14 protein-coding genes are annotated in these 17078 nt (G+C 67.8%); 6 read left to right on the top strand and 8 right to left on the bottom strand.

Annotated features, from left to right (window positions below):
* Positions 1–265: 265 nt before the first annotated feature.
* Positions 266–748 (bottom strand): MarR family transcriptional regulator, encoded by a 483-nt coding sequence (locus ACLP9N_RS24905; protein ID WP_442409874.1) that lies wholly within the window; start codon positions 746–748, stop codon positions 266–268.
* A 485-nt stretch (positions 749–1233) separates the two neighbouring features.
* Here ACLP9N_RS24905 and ACLP9N_RS24910 point away from each other — a divergent pair, with 485 nt between their 5' ends.
* Both ACLP9N_RS24910 and ACLP9N_RS24915 read left to right on the top strand, forming a co-directional pair.
* Positions 1234–2589, top strand: coding sequence for a PE family protein (locus ACLP9N_RS24910; RefSeq protein WP_442409875.1), 1356 nt, complete (start codon positions 1234–1236; stop codon positions 2587–2589).
* 314 nt (positions 2590–2903) lie between these two features.
* A complete protein-coding gene (locus ACLP9N_RS24915) occupies positions 2904–4214 on the top strand; it encodes a PE family protein (protein ID WP_442409876.1) in 1311 nt (436 codons plus the stop codon).
* 4 nt (positions 4215–4218) lie between these two features.
* On the opposite strand, the gene ACLP9N_RS24920 is transcribed toward ACLP9N_RS24915, so the two are convergent.
* Together ACLP9N_RS24920 and ACLP9N_RS24925 are read right to left on the bottom strand one after the other, a co-directional pair.
* Entirely contained in the window at positions 4219–6201 is a 1983-nt protein-coding gene (locus tag ACLP9N_RS24920; protein WP_442409937.1) for a primosomal protein N', read from the bottom strand.
* Between the two features lie 92 nt (positions 6202–6293).
* On the bottom strand, positions 6294–7034 hold the full coding sequence (locus tag ACLP9N_RS24925; protein WP_442409877.1) for a lysoplasmalogenase: 741 nt from the start codon (positions 7032–7034) through the stop codon (positions 6294–6296).
* Here ACLP9N_RS24925 and ACLP9N_RS24930 point away from each other — a divergent pair.
* The 4 genes from ACLP9N_RS24930 (at position 7033) to ACLP9N_RS24945 (ending at position 12844) form a co-directional block, all read left to right on the top strand.
* On the top strand, positions 7033–8016 hold the full coding sequence (locus ACLP9N_RS24930) for an alpha/beta hydrolase (RefSeq protein WP_442409878.1): 984 nt from the start codon (positions 7033–7035) through the stop codon (positions 8014–8016). The two genes, ACLP9N_RS24925 and ACLP9N_RS24930, sit on opposite strands and share 2 nt — an antisense overlap.
* Before the next feature lie 25 nt (positions 8017–8041).
* Positions 8042–9007, top strand: coding sequence for an alpha/beta hydrolase (locus ACLP9N_RS24935; protein ID WP_442409879.1), 966 nt, complete (start codon positions 8042–8044; stop codon positions 9005–9007).
* Positions 9008–9036: 29 nt separating this feature from the next.
* Positions 9037–10521 (top strand): flavin-containing monooxygenase, encoded by a 1485-nt coding sequence (locus ACLP9N_RS24940; protein WP_442409880.1) that lies wholly within the window; start codon positions 9037–9039, stop codon positions 10519–10521.
* Between the two features lie 1753 nt (positions 10522–12274).
* Complete coding sequence (locus ACLP9N_RS24945; RefSeq protein ID WP_442409881.1) at positions 12275–12844, top strand: pyridoxamine 5'-phosphate oxidase family protein; 570 nt, start codon at positions 12275–12277, stop codon at positions 12842–12844.
* 19 nt (positions 12845–12863) lie between these two features.
* Here the strand turns inward: ACLP9N_RS24945 and metK are convergent, their stop codons facing one another.
* The 5 genes from metK to mihF all read right to left on the bottom strand — a co-directional run bounded on the left by metK (position 12864) and on the right by mihF (position 16790).
* Complete coding sequence (metK, locus tag ACLP9N_RS24950) at positions 12864–14075, bottom strand: methionine adenosyltransferase (protein WP_442409882.1); 1212 nt, start codon at positions 14073–14075, stop codon at positions 12864–12866.
* Between the two features lie 104 nt (positions 14076–14179).
* Complete coding sequence (gene coaBC / locus ACLP9N_RS24955) at positions 14180–15442, bottom strand: bifunctional phosphopantothenoylcysteine decarboxylase/phosphopantothenate--cysteine ligase CoaBC (protein WP_442409883.1); 1263 nt, start codon at positions 15440–15442, stop codon at positions 14180–14182.
* 19 nt (positions 15443–15461) lie between these two features.
* Positions 15462–15794 (bottom strand): DNA-directed RNA polymerase subunit omega, encoded by a 333-nt coding sequence (gene rpoZ / locus ACLP9N_RS24960; protein WP_442409884.1) that lies wholly within the window; start codon positions 15792–15794, stop codon positions 15462–15464.
* Between the two features lie 68 nt (positions 15795–15862).
* Positions 15863–16453 (bottom strand): guanylate kinase, encoded by a 591-nt coding sequence (gmk, locus tag ACLP9N_RS24965; protein ID WP_442409885.1) that lies wholly within the window; start codon positions 16451–16453, stop codon positions 15863–15865.
* 22 nt (positions 16454–16475) lie between these two features.
* Positions 16476–16790: an integration host factor, actinobacterial type gene (gene mihF, locus ACLP9N_RS24970; protein ID WP_085232540.1), complete on the bottom strand. Its 315-nt coding sequence runs from the start codon at positions 16788–16790 to the stop codon at positions 16476–16478.
* Between the last annotated feature and the right edge of the window lie 288 nt (positions 16791–17078).

Here is a 17078-nt window from a genome sequence, read left to right on the forward strand (position 1 = left end):
AAGTTCCGATGACCCTCGACATCACCGTTCCCGACGACCAACCGCTCGCGGCGACGCACCGCGCGATCTGGGCGCTGCGCGACTACGCCCAGATGGCCGGGGAGGTGATGGCCCGCTCGCCAGTATCTGGCCGACGGTGTCATGGAATGGGAGTACCTGCTCGTCACCGCAACCGAGCGGTGATCACCGACCACCCTGAGTCCGGCGCCTGTGGCTCGGTGCCGGACTCAGGGACTCAGGGTTTTTTCTTCCGAGTACGTACGGCCTATATGCCGACGTCAAGGCTGACGTCGGGCTCGCCACCGGCGGCGGTGAACGCCGTCAGCGCCCGCACCAGCCCGTGACGTTCGGCCGGCGGCATCTTTTCCACGATGCCGGCGATCTCGGTACGCCGGTGCTCGGTGACGCGCCGGACAACTTCTCGTCCACGCTTGGTCAGCGCGGCGAGCAGTTCGCGCCTCGAGGTGGGGTGCGGCAGCCGGTCGATCAGCCCGGCGGTCACGAGTCGGTCGACCATCCGGCCGGTGGCCGAGGGTTGCACACCCAACAGGCTTGCCAGCGTGGCCAGGTTGATCGAGCCCCGGTTGGACAAGATCACCAGTGTCCGAAACTGCGGAATGGTGATGGTGTCGTCGACCTGCGAGATTGAGCGAGCCGATATGGCCACCAGCAGCCGGGACGCCGTCAGCAACGCGTCGGTGATCGCATCCAGCGATTCGCCTGCCGCCGTCGCGCTTTCGGTTGCCACTGTCCCCCCTTTTTCCGGGCCGCTCCCACGGGACCGTCGCAGGCTGAAGACACGAGTGTAACAGGCTCTAATTTCCTATGCATACTATCGCTATAGGGCATGATCGGACCCGAGCCGAGTCCAATCCCGTCATCCGCCAGCGATATTCGGGGGTCGAGAAAAGGGCGCGCCATGCAGGGCAACACGACAACCGCAGTTTGGCAGCAGTTTGCCGCGATGGCGCTCTTTGTTCACCAAAGAGTTCGGGCACGCGCACCGGCGGGAGGCACATATTTGCCTCCCAGGAGATTTTAAGCTCTCGTTGGTATTGCGTTGGGGCGATATGTTCCCTGGCGCAACGCATTTGACGCATTGTTGCCGAGCGCACAGCGAGTTTCACCGAAATGTAGAGGCCACCCTGCAAGTCGCGTTAGCATCCCCCCTGTCCTACGGTTTCGTGGGTATGTTCGCTGCGTCGGGTGTGATGTGTCTGAGGAGGACGGTAAATGTCGTATCTGATCGCGGCGCCAGAGTTCGTGTCGGCGGCGGCAACGGATCTCGCGAACATCGGGGAGACGATCAGCCAAGCCAACGCAACAGCGGCGTCGCCCACTTCGAGCGTGCTGGCTGCCGGCGCAGATGAGGTCTCGGCGGCTATTTCGTCACTGTTCGGCGCCCACGCTCAGGCCTACCAGGCGTTGAGCGCCCAAGCGGCGTCGTTCCATCAGCAATTCGTGCAGCTGCTCCACGGCGGCGCGGCCGAGTATGCCCAGACTGAGGCGGCGAACGCCCAGAAAACCGCGCTGAGCGTGATCAACAAACCCGTCGAGGCTGCCACCGGGCGTCCGCTGATCGGCAACGGCGCCAACGGCACGGCGGCGGACCCCAACGGCGGTAACGGCGGCCTGCTTTTCGGCAACGGCGGCAACGGTTACTCGCAAACCACCGCCAACGGCCTCGCCGGCGGCACGGGCGGCAATGCCGGGTTGTTCGGCGAGGGCGGCAACGGCGGCAACGGCGGGGCCAGCCCTGGCGGGGCAATCGCGGGCGGCAACGGGGGCAAGGGCGGCAACGGGGGGTGGCTGACCGGCAACGGCGGCAACGGCGGCAACGGCGGGGCAGGCGGCGCTACGGCCTCGGCCGGAACTGGCGGTGCCGGCGGCAACGCCGGAGGGCTGCTGGTGGGCCAGCTTTACGGCAGCCAGGGGATCAATAACCTGTTCGGCAACGGCGGGGAAGGCGGCGCCGGTGCCACCGGTGGTGCCGGCGGCAATGCCGGGCTATTTGGTACCGGGGGCCAGGGCGGCGTCGGTGAAGCGACTACCGGCGCTAAGGGCGGTGCCGGCGGTGCGGGCGGGGTGTGGGTCGGTAACGGCGGCGCCGGCGGGGCCGTAGCCAACAGCGGCACCGGCGGCACCGGCGGCGGCGGCGGCGTTTTCTATGGCAATGGGGGCGTCGGCGGCGCTGTCGAGGGCACCGGCACCGGCGGCGCCGGCGGCTTCGCCCTCGTTGGCGAAGGTGGCAACGGCGGCGACGTCGGTACCGGTACCGGCGGCGCCGGCGGCGCGGTCGGTTGGCTGGGCAATGGCGGCGCCGGCGGCGACCAAATCGGCGGTGGAAACACCGGCGCCGGCGGCCTTGGCGGCAACGGCGGGCTGTTTGCGGGCAACGGTGGCGACGGCGGATCGGCCACCGCAACCTGGTCCGGAACCGGCACCAAACCCTCGGGCGGCAATGGCGGCATCGCCACCCTCATCGGCCGTGGGGGCGACGGCGGCAACGTCGGGCTCGGCGGCAACCCGGGCGCCGGCGGCATCGGCGGCATCATTGGCAAGTCCGGCACCAACGGCGAGATCACCTAGCCCGCCACCGGGCGCTAACTACCCGCACACCGAGCGGCGCACCCCTGGGGCAAGCTTGGCGAAGCCTCGCCGACTGGCCCCACCGGGGTGACCGCATAATATTTACCCGGCACGCAGATTTTAAGCTCCCGTTGGTATTGCGTTGGGCCGATATGTTCCCTGGCGCAATGCATTTGACTCATTGTTGCCGAGCGCACAGCGAGTTTCACGGAAATGTAGAGACCACCCTGCAAGTCGCGTTAGCATCCCCCTGGCTTACGGTTTCGTAGGGACGTTCGCTGCATCGGGTGTGATGTGTCTGAGGAGGGCAGTAGATGTCGTATCTGATCGCGGCGCCGGAGTTCGTGTCCGCAGCGGCAACGGATCTGGCGCAAATCGGGGAGACGATCAGCCACGCCAATGCCCTAGCGGCGCTACCCACTTCGAACGTGCTGGCCGCCGGCGCGGACGAAGCCTCCGCCGCTATCTCGTCGCTGTTCGGCGCTCACGCGCAGGCCTACCAGTCGTTGAGCGCCCAAGCGGCGTCGTTCCATCAGCAATTCGTGCAACTGCTACACGGCGGCGCGGCGCAGTACGCCCAGACCGAGGCCACCAACGCCGAGCAAACCGCGGTCAACGCCATCAATAAACCCGTCCTGGCGATATCGGGGCGCCCATTGGTCGGTAACGGCGCCAATGGGACGGCAACGTTTCCCAACGGCGGTAACGGAGGCTGGCTGTACGGCAACGGCGGCAACGGTTACTCGCAAACCACGGCCAACGGCCTCGCCGGCGGCAACGGCGGCAACGCCGGGTTCTTCGGTAAAGGCGGCAACGGCGGTAACGGCGGGGCCAGCCCTGGCGGGACAACCGCGGGCGGCAACGGGGGCGCCGGAGGCGTCGGCGGGTGGATATACGGCAACGGCGGGAACGGCGGGAACGGCGGGGCAGGCGGCGCTACGGCCTCGGCCGGCAATGGCGGCGCCGGCGGGAGTGCGTCGTTCATCGGCAACGGCGGGACCGGCAGCATCGGCTTCAATTGGGGCGCCGGCGGCAACTCCGCAGCGTTTGGTAACGGGGCCGAGGGCGGCGAGGCTACCGGTGCCACAGGGGCCAAGGGTGGTGCCGGCGGCAGTGGCGGCCTTATCACCGGTAGCGGCGCCGACGGCGGGTCCGTCGAGCACAACGGCACGGGCGGCGTCGGCGGCGACGCCGGACACTTCGGCAACGCGGGCAACGGCGGGTCCGTCGTGGGCAGCGGCACCGGCGGCGCCGGCGGCTACGTCCTGGGGCTCGGCAACGCCGGCGACGGTGGGTCCGTCGGCAGCGGCACCGGCGGCGCCGGCGGCTACGCGCTGGGGATCGGCAATGGCGGCGCCGGCGGCGACCAAACCGGCGGCGGAAACACCGGCACCGGCGGCGTCGGCGGCAGGGGCGGGTTTTTCTTCGGCAACGGCGGTGACGGCGGGACGGCCACCGCGTCGTACTCAGGAACCGGCACCAAACCCTCGGGCGGCAACGGCGGCTCGGCCCAACTGCTCGGCAACGGCGGGAACGGTGGGGACGTCGGGACCGGCGGCGTTGCGGGTATCGGCGGCATCGCCGGCATCCTTGGCAAGCCCGGGGCCAACGGCGAGGTCATCTAGCGCGCTAGCCGACATGCAGCGGGTCGATCTGTACCCGCGCCGGCTCGTGGGTTTGCCGGGTGCTGAGCACCCCCACGCCGCGGCGTAGCGCCGCCGCCAAGGCAAGGCCATGCTCGCGCCGGACCCGCACCAGCATCCTGATGACTGGCACGCCGACCGGGATGCCCGCCGGGCGGCGCACGCCCGGCGGCAGGTCCACCGGGCCGAGCACGTCGGCGTGCTCGGGCAACTGGGCCTCTTCGAGCAACGCCGTCACCGCCTCGGCAGAGCCATCCACGGCCGCCATGTGCACACTGGGCGGCAGGCCGACCTCGGTGCGGGCCGCCAGGTCAGCCTCCGCGTGGCCGACCGGATCCCAGCGGATCAACGACTGCACCGTCGGGATGGACGCATCGGCAACGATCGTCACCACGCCGCCCTCGCCCCGGGCCCGCACCAGTGCGGCCGCGGACATCCAGCGCCACAAGGCGTCCTCGGCGGCGCGCAGGTCCTGTCGGCCCAGCAGCGCCCAGGTGTCCAGCAGCAGCGCCGCGCCATACCCGCCCGAAGCGTGCGGTTCGGCCCCCGGGGTCGCGACAACCAGGGCCGCCCGGGCGTCGACCTCCGCGACGATGGCATCACCCGCCGAGGTGACCACCGGCGTGCCCGGAAACGCCCGGCCGAGTTCCTCGGCGGTGCGCCGGGCCCCTACCACGACCGCGCGCACCGCCTCCGATCCGCAGCGCGCGCAGCGCAGCACTGGTTCGGCGCGACCGCACCACCGGCACACCGCTCCTGTTTCCGGCCCCCGGCCGGCGCCCTCTGGCAGCGACCCGGTTAGTGACAAGGGTCCCGTGCAGTGCCGGCAACGGGCGATGCTGCGGCAGCGACCGCAGGCCAGTGACGGCACGTACCCGCGCCGCGGCACCTGCACCAGCACCGGCGCTCCAGCCTCGAGCGCGGAGCGGGCGGCCCGCAGCGCGATGGACGGAAGGCGCGCGGTGCGGGCCGCCGGGTCGCGCTCCTCCGCGTATCCGCTGTCGTCCAGGGCCACCACCCGCGGGGTACGGGCGCGAACCACCGGCCGCGCCGCCACCACATCGTGCGCCCACCCGCTACGCACCAACGCCTGGGCTTCGGCGGTTCGGGAGTAGCCGCCGATCAGCGCGGCGCACCGCGCCTGATGCGCGCGCAGCATCGCCACCTCGCGGGCATGCGAATACGGCGCCCGCGGCTCGACCAGGGTGTCGTCGGAGTCGGCCCACACCATGACCAGCCCCAGGTCGCTCAGCGGAGCGAACACCGCGCTGCGGGTGCCGATCACCAGTCGCGCGCTGCCGCGCAGCGCCGCCAGCCAGCGCCGGTAGCGGGCGGCCGGCCCCAGTCCGGCCGAGAGTGCCACCACACTGTGTTCGTCGATGCGGGTCGTCGCCGCCGCCCACAGCGTGTCCAGGTCGCGCTGGTCGGGCACGATGGCCAGCGCCGTGCGCCCCGCACGGACGGTCTGCGCCGCGGCCTCGGCGAATCGGTCCGCCCACGGCTCGCCCGGCAGCGCCTGCCATACGGCGCGGGCGGCACGCGACTCGGACAGAGCGGCCAAGAACTGTTCCCCACGACGGCCGTAAACCTCCCAGCCCGACGGGTCGACCGGCGTAGGAACCAGCTGGGTCAGCGGACCCTGCGCTGGCGCGGGTTCGCGCTCGACCCTGGCGTGTCGGGCCGGCATCGCCAGCCGCAACACCTCCGGCCGGGTGCCGGCGTAGCGCGCCGCCACCGCGTCGACCAGTCGGCGGGTTTCCGCGGTGAGTACCGGCTCGGCGGACACCACACGATCGAGCCAGCCCAGCTTTCCGGTGTGATCGGTGTCGTTGCGGCGCTCCAGGATGAACCCGTCGACGAGCCGGCCGTGAAACCGCACCCGCACCCGCACCCCCGGCTGAGCGTCGTCGGACTGCTCGGCGGACACCAGGTAGTCGAACTCGCGATCCAGGTGCGGCACCGACAGCATCGGCAGCACGCGAGCGATCGGCTCCACCTCGACGGGCGTGCGCCCTTTCTCGGTCACGGCCAAAGCCCGAATATGTTGTCAGACAACGACAATTAGCCCTCGGCCAGCTCGGTGGGCTCGCTGTCCACATCCCCTCGACCGAAGAAGAACCCCGCCGTGATGAGGATCTCGGCCGCGGCGTATGACCACCAGATCGGCACCGCCAGTGCCTCGTTGCCCAGGATGAACCGCCCGATGGCGATCATCGAATCCGACGCCGCGAAACAGACCGCGCCCACCGCGGTCCACATCGTCGGCAGCCGCGCCAACAGCGCCGTGCAGACCATTGCGGACAGCGCGACGAGGTAGACCGTCACCGGAATCGTCAGCTTGTCGGCACCCAGGTGGGGCCAGAACCATACCAACAGCCCGGTGGCGGCAAGGCACATCGCCACGACGGCACCGATCCGCGCGGGCGACGGCCGTGCACCCAACGCCAGGGGAAGCAATGCACCCAGAAAACACAAGTGCGCCAACAGAAACGCCGCCAGCCCGGCCACGAACGACGGTGTCCACCAAGGGATCGCCAACAGCCAGTCGCCGACGGCCGAGAACAGCAGGGCCGGCATGAGCCACCGCCGCTCGCGGACGATGGGATGCGCGACCGCCGCGATCGTCAACAGCACCGCCATCGACGCCTTGAACGGCGGCTGCAAAATCCCGTGCCCGGTCAACTCCGTTCCCGGCGGGGAGCGCAACGCGATCACGGTCAGGTACACGCCATAGGCGATCGCCGCCCAGCCGGCGACCACCCAGGCTCCGGCAACCAGGCGGGGTGCGTACGGTACCTCCATGCCCAGTTTGGACAACACAGCCGAGGAAAACCCGACGATCGACCCCATCCTGATGAAGGTACTGGATGCGGTTCCGTTCCGGCTATCCACCGAAGACGGCATCGACGCGGCCAGGCAGCGCTTGCGCGATCTGCCCCGCCGGCCGCTGCACCCCGAACTTCGGGTGGAGGACCGCGACATCGACGGTCCGGCGGGCTCCATCGGGATCCGGATCTATTGGCCGCCAAACTATTCCGAGGCCAGCGCGGAAAGCCCCCGGCCGCCGGTGGTGGTGTTTTTCCACGGCGGCGGCTTCGTGATGGGCGACCTCGACACCCACGACGGCACCTGCCGCCAGCACGCCGTCGGCGCCGACGCGGTCGTGGTGTCCGTCGACTACCGGTTGGCACCCGAGCACCCCTACCCCGCCGCCGTCGAAGACGCTTGGGCCGCAACGCTATGGGCCGCCCAATATGGCGCCGAGATCGGCGCGGACGCGACCCGGATGGCCGTCGCCGGGGATTCGGCGGGCGGAACGATCGCCGCGGTCATGGCACAGCAGGCCCGCGACAATCCCGATTGGACCGGTGCGCCTCTCGCCTTCCAGCTGTTGTGGTATCCCTCCACGCTGTGGGACCCGTCGTTGCCGTCGTTCACCGAGAACGCCGACGCGCTCATCCTCGGCGCCAAGGCCATCGCCGACTTCTCCCGTTGGTACGCAGGCGAAATCGACATGTCCAACCCGCCGCCGGGAATGGCGCCGGGGCGCGCGCAGAACCTGACCGATCTGGCGTCCGCCTACATCGGCGTCGCCGGCCACGACCCGCTGCGCGACGACGGCATCCGCTACGGCGAGCTGCTGGCCGCCGCCGGTGTCCCCGTCGAGGTGCACAACGCCGCGACATTGGTGCACGGCTACGTCGGCTATGCCGGTGTGGTTCCCGCCGCCACCGCCGCGCTGGACCGCGGACTGGCGGCGTTGCGGGCGGCGCTGTACGGGTAGTTGCGGTGCTGCGTACGGTAAGTCCATGACGCAGCCCACCAGCACCCGGCCAGCTATCGATCCGACGCTGAAAACGCTGCTCGACGCGTTCCCGCTGACCTTCACCGCGGCCGACGGCGTCGAAGTGGCACGCGAGCGGCTCCGGCTGCTGAAGGCTCCCCCGCAAATGCTGCCCGACCTGCGCATCGAGGAACGGACCGTCGGATATGGCGACCTCACCGACATTCCGGTGCGGATCTACTGGCCACCCATGGCGGCCCACGACAACCTGCCGGTGGTGGTCTTCTACCACGGCGGCGGCTGGTGCATCGGTGATCTGGAGACCCACGACCCGGTCGCCCGGGCGCACGCCGTCGAGGCGGAGGCCATTGTGGTGTCGGTCGACTACCGGCTCGCCCCGGAGCATCCGTTCCCGGCCGGGATCGACGACAGCTGGGCCGCATTGCGCTGGGTCGGCGAACACGCCGCCGAGCTGGGCGGTGACCCGGACCGGATCGCTGTCGCCGGTGACTCCGCGGGCGGCAACATCTCGGCGGTGATGACACAGCTGGCCCGCGATAACGACGGGCCGCCGTTGGTGTTCCAGCTGCTGTGGTATCCGTCGCTCACGGCCGACCTGTCGCTGCCGTCCCACACCGAGAATGCCGACGCGCCCATCCTGGACCGCAACGTCATCGAAGCGTTCGTGAGCTGGTATGTGCCGGGCACAGACATCAGCGACCCCAAGACGCTTTCCACCACCCTGGCCCCGGCGAACGCCGCCGACCTGTCCGGTTTGCCGGCCGCCTTCATCGGCACCGCCGAACACGACCCGGTGCGCGACGACGGGGCCCGCTACGCCGAGCTGCTGCGCGCCGCCGGCGTGCCCGTGGAGTGGAGCAACGAACCGACCATGGCGCACGGCTACGCCAGCTTCGCTCTGGTGGTGCCCGCCGCCGCCGAGGCCACCAACCGCGGATTGGCCGCCCTCAAAAAGGCTCTCTATTCCTAGGCTCGACATCTGATCGCGAGGAGTCGCCCATGAGCACCACGCCCGATTACCACGTGCTGATCGTCGGTGCCGGATTCTCCGGCATCGGCGCCGCCGTCGAGCTCGACCGGGCCAGATTCACCGATTTCGTGTTGCTCGAAGCCGGCGACGGCGTGGGCGGCACCTGGCACTGGAACACGTATCCCGGTATCGCCGTGGACATTCCGTCGTTCTCGTACCAGTTCTCCTTCGAGCAGAGCCGCCACTGGTCGCGAACCTATGCGCCGGGCCGCGAGCTGAAGGCCTACGCCGAACACTGCGTCGACAAATACGGCATCCGGTCGCGAATCCAGTTCAACACCAAGGTCATTTCCACCGAATTCGACGAAGAACATGAACTCTGGCGAGTGCAGACGGACCCGGGCGGAGAAGTCACCGCCAGGTTCGTGATCAGCGCCAGCGGTGTGCTGACCGTGCCGAACCTGCCCGACATCGACGGGGTGGACTCTTTCGCTGGCATCACCATGCACACCGCGCGGTGGGACCACGGCCAAGACCTGACCGGCAAGCGCGTCGCCATCATCGGCACCGGCGCCTCGGCCGTGCAAGTCATCCCCGAGATCGCGCCAATTGTGGAGCACCTGACGGTATTTCAGCGCACCCCGATCTGGTGCTTCCCCAAGTTCGATGTACCGCTGCCCGCCGCGGCTCGCTGGGCGATGCGGATTCCCGGCGGCAAAGTACTGCAGCGGCTGCTCAGCCAGGCGTTCGTCGAGGTGACCTTCCCGATCTCGGCGCAGTACTTCACGGTGTTTCCCCTGGCCAAACGAATGGCGTCGGCGGGTCGCAGTTATCTGCGGCAACAGGTCGACGATCCCGTAGTGCGCGACAAACTCACCCCGCGCTACGCAGTGGGCTGCAAACGGCCTGGCTTCCACAACGGCTACCTGGCCACGTTCAACCGCGAAAACGTGCGGTTGGTCACCGAGCCCATCGGCAAGGTCACGCCATCGGCGGTGGCCACCACAGACGGCGAGAACCACGAAGTCGACGCGCTGATATTGGCGACCGGCTTCAAGGTCATGGACACCGACAACGTCCCCACCTACGCCGTCACCGGAAGCGGCGGCCGGTCCTTGAGCCGATTCTGGGACGAGCAGCGATTGCAGGCCTACGAGGGCGTCAGCGTTCCCGGTTTCCCGAACATGTTCACCGTGTTCGGCCCGTACGGCTACGTCGGCTCGTCGTATTTCGCGCTCATCGAGACGCAGACCCATCACATCGTGCGCTGCCTGAAACGAGCGCGGCGCGACGGCGCAACCCGGGTCGAGGTGACCGAGGAGGCCAACGCCCGCTACTTCGCCGAGATGATGCGGAAACGCCACCGGCAGATCTTCTGGCAGGACAGTTGCCGGCTGGCCAACAGCTACTATTTCGACAAGAACGGCGACGTGCCGCTGCGCCCCACCACCACCGTGGAGGCCTACTGGCGAAGTCGGCGTTTCGATCTGGACGACTATCGATTCACCGGCTAGGGCGCGCTGGGCGAGCGGAGGAAGCTTGGCGTCGTTGAGGTCCGCGGGCTGGGCTGTGTTCGTCTCCTTTGAGATAGCGGCGTTCTAGCTGGTCAATGTGACGCCGCGCTTCGGAGATGTCGCGCCGCAGTGCGGCTGCTTCCAACCGTATTGCCTGTGCCCAGCTGCCGGTGGCATCTCGACTTTCAAGCCACGCCAGCCGCTGCGTCATTTCATGCAGGAGATCGCACAATGTGCGGACCAGCAGGACGGCTTGGGCATCGTCGCGTTCACCCACCACCACGGGATCGGTTCATCAGCTGGCCCTACGTTTAAGCCCAGGTGACCCAGCCGTGACAACCACCCAACTAAGCGGAAACACCATCGCAATCCCCGAGGAGAGCAGGCGGGGCCCGTCAATTAGTCACACGCAGGACTAGGCGCCGGTTCCTGTCTCGCGAACGCTGTGCGCGGCAGACGTCACTTCACAGTGAAATGGGTCACCATCACCCGAGATTGGGCAGCCTTCGCATCGTCCACGCGTTCTCGTAACCGGCCACTAATCAGACGGTGACCTGGACTCTAAGTGAGGTAAACATGCAGCGCAGCACGACCATGCGACACCCGGGAAACCACGACACAGTCGCCGCCGCATTCTGGCTCGTCGCAGGCATCATCGTGATGATCGCCTCCGGGGACGCCCTCGCCCTACTGATTGCCGCGGTCACGATCGTGACCCTAGTTTGGCGGATGATCCGCGCAATCGAGCACCGCGTCCGAAACCGCGCGGAGCTGGCTCCTGTGACCCATCTACGCCCAGCATTGACAGCCCGGCCAGCCCGGCCCGACCACAAAAACAGTTCGGCTCACGGGTCATGGCGTGGCCCTCGCGCCGCGTAACCGACCTGGCTGCGGTAGAGCACTCCTCAGCGATTGAGACCATCCCGCTGGACGAGCTATAAGGGGTCAACTGTTGCCTACACCTGCGGCCGTCGGTGTTTTCGAAGTGGGCGCGTAACTTGTCTGCCACTTCCGATCTGACCGCGGCGGCCTCACTCGGCCTATTCGCGTAGTTGCGCCATTCCTCGGCCTTGTCATGGTGGCCGTGCGCCTCGAACTTGAGAGCGGTCGCACGGCACAGTCGTACTAGTTGTTCAGAGTGAGCCTCTTCGAGAGCTTGGTGGTTGTCCAGGATCTCGGTGATGTGCGCATGGAGCTGCTCGCTAGTGGGGTTGTCTGGAAATGGCGAGTAATCGAACTCGTCTGGCCAGCTGTGCATTTCGCCTTCTCGCGCCGATCTGGCTCGTAGTGCCGAAATACTACTGAGTCAGCCGCAAGTTAGGGCGCCAACGCTAGAAATCGAACGAGGTAACGCCGCTGCAACCGGTCGATGTGAGCCTGTGCCTCTTGGTTGTCTCTGCGTAGTGCGGCTGCGTCCATCCGCATTTCACATGCTCGGCCGTTTGTGTGCGGTGACGTCCTGGGGTTGAAGTGTTGAAGCCAGGCTAACTGAGTAGTCATCTCGCGCAGCTGAGAGTGCAAAGCACGAATTAGCTCGACAGCTTGGCACGATTGCAGTCATCCGCGACGAGATAGTCGCATTTAACTTCGAATTACACCAACGTTTGATTGCGGATTGGACTGCCGTTTAATTTACGCCGGCGTCACGATGCTGCGGTGAACGCCTACCGATGCCGCACCCTGGCCGGACCGCTGCATTCCGGCGGCTAGCCTTAGTCACTACAGTTCCTAATCACCGACTAGGAGACCTCGGGTGGCGAAGGAGTTTTCGCGTATCGACGAGTCCCTCCGCGAGTTCATCGGCGAACAGGCGATGTTCTTTGTCGCCACCGCCCCTACGGAAGGTGGGCGAATCAATCTCTCGCCCAAGGGATACAGCGATACGTTCGCGGTGATCGACGACCACACCGTCGCCTACCTCGATCTGTTCGGCAGCGGTGTCGAGACCATCGCACACCTGCGTGACAACGGCCGGATCACCCTCATGTTCTGCTCGTTCACCCGCAACTCGCGGATCTTGCGACTGTTCGGCACCGGCCGCGTCGTTCGCCCTGACGATGCCGAGTTCGACAGCCTCAGAAGACATTTCGCGCAGCTGCATCCGGGCATCCGGGCCGCCGTCGTCGTCGAAGTCGAACGGATCGCCGACGCCTGCGGATACGCGGTGCCCTACTACGAACTCGTCGACGAACGGCCCGTGCTGGACGCGTATCACTGCAAGCAGCCCGACGAGAAATACGCTCAGCAGATCGCAACCCGCAACCGGCACAGCATCGACGGTCTGCCCGCACTCGAGCCCGACCACCCGCTGCCGCCCCGCTAGAGCGGGGCGCGAGCAAACCCTAAATCGCGCGCTTGAGGTCGTCGACCTTGTCGAGCCGCTCCCACGGCAGGTCGATGTCGGTGCGGCCGAAGTGCCCGTAGGCGGCGGTCTGCGCATAGATCGGCCGCAGCAGGTCCAGGTCGCGGATGATCGCACCGGGCCGCAGGTCGAACACCTCAGGCACGATCTTCTCGATCTTGACCGGGTCGACCGTCGCGGTGCCGAAGGTCTCGATGAAGAGGCCGACGGGTGCGGCCTTGCCGATCGCGTAGGCCACCTGCACCTCGACCCGCTCGGCCAGCCCGGCCGCGACGATGTTCTTGGCCACCCAGCGCATCGCGTACGCCGCCGACCGGTCCACCTTGGACGGATCCTTGCCGGAGAAGGCGCCGCCGCCGTGACGGGCCCAGCCGCCGTAGGTGTCGACGATGATCTTGCGGCCGGTGAGCCCGGCGTCACCCATCGGGCCGCCGAGGACGAACTTGCCGGTGGGGTTCACCAGCACCCGCGTCGACGATGCGTCCAGGGTGTCGTGGGCCAGGTCGTCGAGCGCGTTCTGCAGCACGTGCCGCCGGATGTCGGGATCCAGCGTCTTCTCCAGATCGATGCCGTCGGCGTGCTGGGTTGAAACGACCACGGTGTCCAGCCGGACCGGGACGTCGTCCTCGTATTCGATGGTGACCTGCGTCTTGCCGTCGGGACGCAGGTAGGCCAGCGTCCCGTTCTTACGCACCTCGGTCAGCCGCCGTGACAGCCGGTGCGCCAGCGCGATGGGCAGCGGCATCAGTTCGGGGGTGTCGTTGATCGCGTAGCCGAACATCAGGCCCTGGTCGCCGGCGCCCTGGGAGTCCAGCGGGTCCGCGGCGCCCTCGACGCGCGCCTCAAGGGCGGTGTCCACACCCATGGCGATGTCGGGCGACTGTGCGCCGATCCCGATGTTCACGCCGCAGGACGCCCCGTCGAAGCCCTTGTCCGACGAGTCGTAGCCGATGTCGAGGATGCGCGCGCGAACCGTGTTGGTGATGTCGGCGAACGCCGCTTTGGCCGCCGTGGTCACCTCGCCGACCACGTGCACCTGCCCGGTGGTGACCAGCGTCTCGACCGCGACACGGGAGCGGGGGTCCTCCGCCAGCAGCGCGTCGAGGACCGAGTCGCTGATCGCGTCACAGATCTTGTCGGGATGTCCCTCGGTCACCGACTCACTGGTAAACAGCCGACCCTTCTCGCTCACCCTGTCATCCTTTCGTGCTGCGTAAAACTTAGATAGTCAAATTATTTTAGACGCCTCTAACCGAACCGGTTCGGCGGGGGCGTGCGCAACTCTTCCGAAGGCCGTTATCCGGCGTCACCATGCAGGAACGCGACAATCGCGTCCACAATACGACTGGCCATCAGCGTCTTGGAACCGTGCTGCAGCGCGGACTCGGTGCCGTGGGACGCCAGCAGCCAGCCGTCGTTGCTGTCCACCTCGAACGCCCGGCCGTCGCCCACCGCGTTGACGACCAACAGGTCACACCCCTTGCGGCGCAGCTTCGCCCGTGCGTGGAACAGTACGTCCCCGTTGGCGTCGCCGGTCTCGGCGGCGAACCCGACAATGGCACGCATGTTGGGCAGCTCCCCGTGTGCGCGTGCCCGCACCGCACCGGCCAGCACGTCGTCGTTGCGCACCAAGTCGATCATCGGCGCATCGTCGCGACTATCCGGACCTTTTTTGATCTTGGCGGCCGAAACCTGCGCGGGACGGAAGTCGGCAACGGCCGCGGCCATCACCAGCACGTCCGCGTCGGGGGCGTGCTTGGACACCGCGTTCCCGAGTTGTTCGGCCGAGCTGACGTGCACCACGTCGACTCCGGCCGGGTCGATGAGCCCCGCGGTGTGCCCGGCGATCAGCGTGACCTGGGCGCCGCGCTGGGCGGCGACCCGTGCGACCGCGTAGCCCTGCTTGCCCGAGCTGCGGTTGCCTATGAAACGCACCGGATCGATGGCCTCGCGGGTGCCGCCGGCGGTCACCAGGACCTTGCGGCCGGCCAGGTCGTAGGGCAGGGCGTCGTGGCGTTCCAGCAGCAGGTGGGCAAGGGTGGTGATCTCCTCGGCCTCGGGTAGCCGGCCGGGCCCGCTGTCGGTGCCGGTGAGCCGCCCGAATGCGGGTTCCAGCACCACAGCACCCCGGCGGCGCAGCGTGGCCACGTTGTCGACGGTGGCCGGGTGTAACCACATCTCGGTGTGCATTGCCGGCGCGAACATCACCGGACAGCGCGCCGTGAGCAGCGTGGCGGTCAGCAGATCGTCGGCGCGGCCGGCCACGGCCCGGGCCAGGGTGTCGGCGGTGGCAGGAGCGACCACGACCAGGTCGGCCTGCTGGCCGAGACGAACATGCGGCACCTCGGGAACGTCGGAGAAGACGCCCGTGTGCACGGGCTGACCGGAGAGCGCCTCGAAGGTGGCGGCCCCCACGAACCGCAATGCGGATTCGGTGGGGATGACCCGGACCTGGTGACCGGCCTCGGCGAGCTGGCGGACGACGGTGCACGCCTTGTAGGCGGCGATGCCCCCTGAGACGCCGACGACGATCCGCTTGGGGATCCAGGTGCCGTGCATGATCTCCGGGCCTGGCCTGTTACTCGCCCTCGGTGTGCTCGAGCAGATCGGCGTGGATCTCGCGCAACGCGATGGACAGCGGCTTCTCCTGCAGTCCAGGCTCGACCAGCGGGCCGACGTACTCGAGGATGCCCTCGCCGAGCTGGTTGTAGTAGTCGTTGATCTGCCGGGCCCGCTTGGCCGCGTAGATCACCAGGGCGTACTTGCTCGAGACCCGCTCCAGCAGCTCGTCGATGGGCGGGTTGGTGATGCCCAGCGGGGTGTCGTAGGCGCCTTGTCCACCCGCGGACGGATCGAATTGATCCACGGCGGGGATGGCGGCCAGCGACGAGTCGGACTGCGGAATACTCACGTGCAAAATCTCCTGGCGACGTAGCGGGGTGCGATTAAGGGGCTGAGAACTTCGGTGCTGATCCGGGGTCATGCCGGGTCCGGCGCAGTTACCAGCAAGGATACCAATTCGGCGCACGCAGACTCTAATCGCGTGTTCACGACGACCTCGTCGAAGTCGTCCTGGGCGGCCAATTCGGTGCGCGCGGTGTCCAGCCGGCGCTGTATCGCCTCGGGTGTCTCGGTGCCCCGCCCGATCAACCGGGCTTCGAGGTCCTCCCAGCTCGGCGGCGCCAGAAAGACGGTCATGACCTCGGGCATCGCCTTCTTGACCGCCCTGGCCCCGGCCAGGTCGACCTCGATGAGCACCGGAAGGCCGGCGGCGATGGCGGTGTGCACGGGCTCCGCCAGGGTGCCCGATCGCTGCAAGCCGCCATGGATCTCGGCCCACTCCAACAATGCGCCCTGGTCGATCAGTTGCTGGAAGCGGGCGGGACTAACGAAGTGGTAGTCGACGCCGTCGACCTCGCCCGGCCGCGGCGCACGCGTGGTCGCCGAGACGCTGAAGTGCAGGTTCGGAATGCGCTCGCGCAGACACCGGACCACGCTGGACTTACCGACGGCTGAGGGACCGGACAGTACGACGACACGTCCTCTGCCCGGTCCCCGGCCGGCGCTCACAGGCGCTGTTGGGTCGGCGGGGTTAGGAGCCGAACTTTTCCAGCAATGCCTTGCGCTGACGGTCGCCGAGGCCGCGCAGGCGGCGGGTCGGGGCGATCTCGAGCTCGGTCATGATTTCCTGCGCCTTGACCTTGCCCACCTTCGGCAAGGCCTCGAGCAGGGCAGACACCTTCATTTTGCCCAGGACTTCGTCTTTCTCGGCGTCCTTGAGCACCTGGGTGAGGTTGGTGCCGCCGCGCTTGAGCCGATCCTTGAGCTCTGCTCTCGCTCGACGTGCGGCAGCAGCCTTCTCCAACGCGGCCGCGCGCTGCTCGTCGGTCAACTGGGGAAGGGCCACGATTCCTCCGTCTCTCATCGATCGCAATCGATCTTTGTTTATCTCAGCCGGGGTACTCCAGCCAGCGGGAACGACCGTACTCACGCTTCCTGACGAAATCTAACCCGACCCCCTGATTTTGGGGACATTTGTCCAGCAAGAAGTCCAGCATGAGCCCGGCGCGGGCCCGTCGCGGGCCACCGGCCAGCGGTCGTCAGGGCGCTGCTGACGGCGGTCTCATAGATTGGCGTGCCAGCCGTGTCGGGCGCGGTTTGTGGACCCGTTAATGGGTTTACCTGCAGTTTTTCT

The sequence above is a fragment of the Mycobacterium sp. genome (genome assembly GCF_052144515.1).
GTDB lineage: Bacteria > Actinomycetota > Actinomycetes > Mycobacteriales > Mycobacteriaceae > Mycobacterium.

What these genes read in the sequence shown, in the direction of transcription:
- coaBC (WP_442409883.1), bottom strand. Translation starts at nt 15,442, where the DNA reads ATGCACGGCACCTGGATCCCCAAGCGGATCGTCGTCGGCGTCTCAGGG.
- ACLP9N_RS24910 (WP_442409875.1), top strand. Translation starts at nt 1,234, where the DNA reads ATGTCGTATCTGATCGCGGCGCCAGAGTTCGTGTCGGCGGCGGCAACG.
- ACLP9N_RS24925 (WP_442409877.1), bottom strand. Translation starts at nt 7,034, where the DNA reads ATGGAGGTACCGTACGCACCCCGCCTGGTTGCCGGAGCCTGGGTGGTC.
- ACLP9N_RS24940 (WP_442409880.1), top strand. Translation starts at nt 9,037, where the DNA reads ATGAGCACCACGCCCGATTACCACGTGCTGATCGTCGGTGCCGGATTC.
- ACLP9N_RS24915 (WP_442409876.1), top strand. Translation starts at nt 2,904, where the DNA reads ATGTCGTATCTGATCGCGGCGCCGGAGTTCGTGTCCGCAGCGGCAACG.
- ACLP9N_RS24920 (WP_442409937.1), bottom strand. Translation starts at nt 6,201, where the DNA reads ATGCTGTCGGTGCCGCACCTGGATCGCGAGTTCGACTACCTGGTGTCC.
- ACLP9N_RS24935 (WP_442409879.1), top strand. Translation starts at nt 8,042, where the DNA reads ATGACGCAGCCCACCAGCACCCGGCCAGCTATCGATCCGACGCTGAAA.
- ACLP9N_RS24930 (WP_442409878.1), top strand. Translation starts at nt 7,033, where the DNA reads ATGCCCAGTTTGGACAACACAGCCGAGGAAAACCCGACGATCGACCCC.